The organism is Paenibacillus cisolokensis (assembly GCF_050481165.1).
Classification (GTDB): domain Bacteria; phylum Bacillota; class Bacilli; order Paenibacillales; family Paenibacillaceae; genus Paenibacillus_AH; species Paenibacillus_AH cisolokensis.
Genome location: NZ_JBCNFP010000213.1, coordinates 1 through 1,739, shown reverse-complemented (window position 1 = coordinate 1,739; position 1,739 = coordinate 1). Strand labels below are relative to the sequence as shown.

Below are 1,739 nucleotides of genomic sequence, written 5' to 3'. Positions count from 1 at the left end.
AATAACGGGATGTACGCTCAATTCTTTCCATAACCAAATTCTTTCGATAATTACCGACGCCGGGAGGTCCCAGAAAGATCAGGTTCTCCCGGTGCGCAAGAAACCGAAGCGTGGCCAACTCCCGGATCCGCCGTTCGTCGATGGACGGTTGAAAGCTGAAATCGAATTGATCCAACGTTTTGTGAAACGGCAAGCGGGCCATCCGCGTCTTCATGCGGATAAACCGTTCCCGTTTGGCCAGAAGCTCTTCCTGCAGCAGCTTGTCCAGAAACTCCAAATACGATATATTGTGCTTGGCGGCTTCCTCGGCATGATGATCCACTACCTCGGGAATCCGCGTCCATCCGAACGCTTGAAAGGCGTCTTGCAGGCGCTCATACAATAGCGTCGTCATACGTTCACCGCCTCATCGGTAAACTGCTCGTAGACGGATAAGTCGCGTTCCAACACTTCGGGGATCGCTTGCGGAACCAGCCTGGGCATCGGTTGGGGAATCTTATGCCGGCTGGTGGTTTGCAGTCCCTCGAAGTGTTTTTCATTGACGATGCGTTGATGTTTTCCCGTCGCCTTGGGGTGCTCGGCCACAAGCTGTTCCCCATGATAAATCCGAATCCGTCCGTTCTTGAGATCTTGAATGTGGACGATTTGGCCGACCCATTCGAACGGTACCGAATACCGGTTGTTTTCATACGAGACGCATGCGTCGGGCGACACTTTCCGCGCATGCCGATCCACTTCCTCGAAAGGCATCGGGTTGAACGGTTTGAGCCCTTCCCGAATCAAGCGTTCACGAGGCGTCTCGTGCGTCGTCCCGTGCACCCGAACATTGGCGACCGTGTCCAGCCAATCGCGAACTTGCCGGTTCAGATCGTCCAGACCGGTGAAGGTTCGGACACGTGGCCAGAAGTTTTTGCGGACATAGCCGATGCCGTTTTCCACTTTGCCTTTCGTTCTGGCCCGGTAGGGACGGCAGCTCTGCAACAGAAACCCGTGATGTGCCGCGAAACGGGCAAACCGTTCATTCCAGACGGCGTGTCCGCGTTCGTCAAAGTCCGCGACCACGGTTTTCATATTGTCGTACAGAACGACTTCCGGACGACCGCCGAAGTATTCGAACGCCCGCAGATGACAGCCCATGAGCGTTTCGAGTTTTTCGTCCTCCGTGAATTCGACGTACATCATGCGGGAGTAGCCTAACACCATGACGAACGCATATAGCCGCTTCGGCTCCCCGTTCCAATCCACCCGGAACCGGCCCCTGTCGACTTGGGCTTGATAGCCGGGAGAGGTTTCGAAACGCACGGTCGCTTTCGATAGGACGGATGGACGGAGAGGCTGCATGAAGGAGCGCAGAATGGTTTTGCGGCCGGTATATCCTTGGGCCTTGATCTCATCGAAGATGACGTTGGCGTTTAGGCAGCCCTCTTCCATGCGTCGACGGATGTAATCTTTGAAAGGATCCAGCTTGCTCGGTCGCTTGACGTGACGCTGGTAATAGGCTGGCTCGGATTGCTGAAGCCATTTGCGGATTGTTTTTCGGTCTCTGCCCAACTCGTTGGCGATCTGAGAGATGCTCATTCCCCGTTTTTTCATCTCGTGGATCATATAGAACTCCCCATTTCGGATCATGATGTCTCTCTCCCTCCAGGGAGAGAGTCTGTGATAAGGGTGGGGAATTTTCAACCGTTTCTTTTGGGGATTTTATCACCGTTTTTCACACAAGGCCACCTCCTGGAAGA

General features: G+C 54.2%; 2 protein-coding genes. Both read right to left on the bottom strand.

Annotated features, from left to right (window positions below; genetic code table 11):
• On the bottom strand, positions 1-394 hold a 394-nt coding region (locus ABEV74_RS23130), incomplete at its 3' end, for an ATP-binding protein (protein WP_430150079.1).
• A complete protein-coding gene (gene istA / locus ABEV74_RS23125; RefSeq protein ID WP_430150077.1) occupies positions 391-1,629 on the bottom strand; it encodes an IS21 family transposase in 1,239 nt (412 codons plus the stop codon). The genes istA and ABEV74_RS23130, both read right to left, overlap by 4 nt.
• Positions 1,630-1,739: the final 110 nt, after the last annotated feature.

Excerpts from the sequence above, each read along its gene's own strand:
- istA (WP_430150077.1), bottom strand. The coding sequence starts at position 1,629 with ATGATCCGAAATGGGGAGTTCTATATGATCCACGAGATGAAAAAACGG.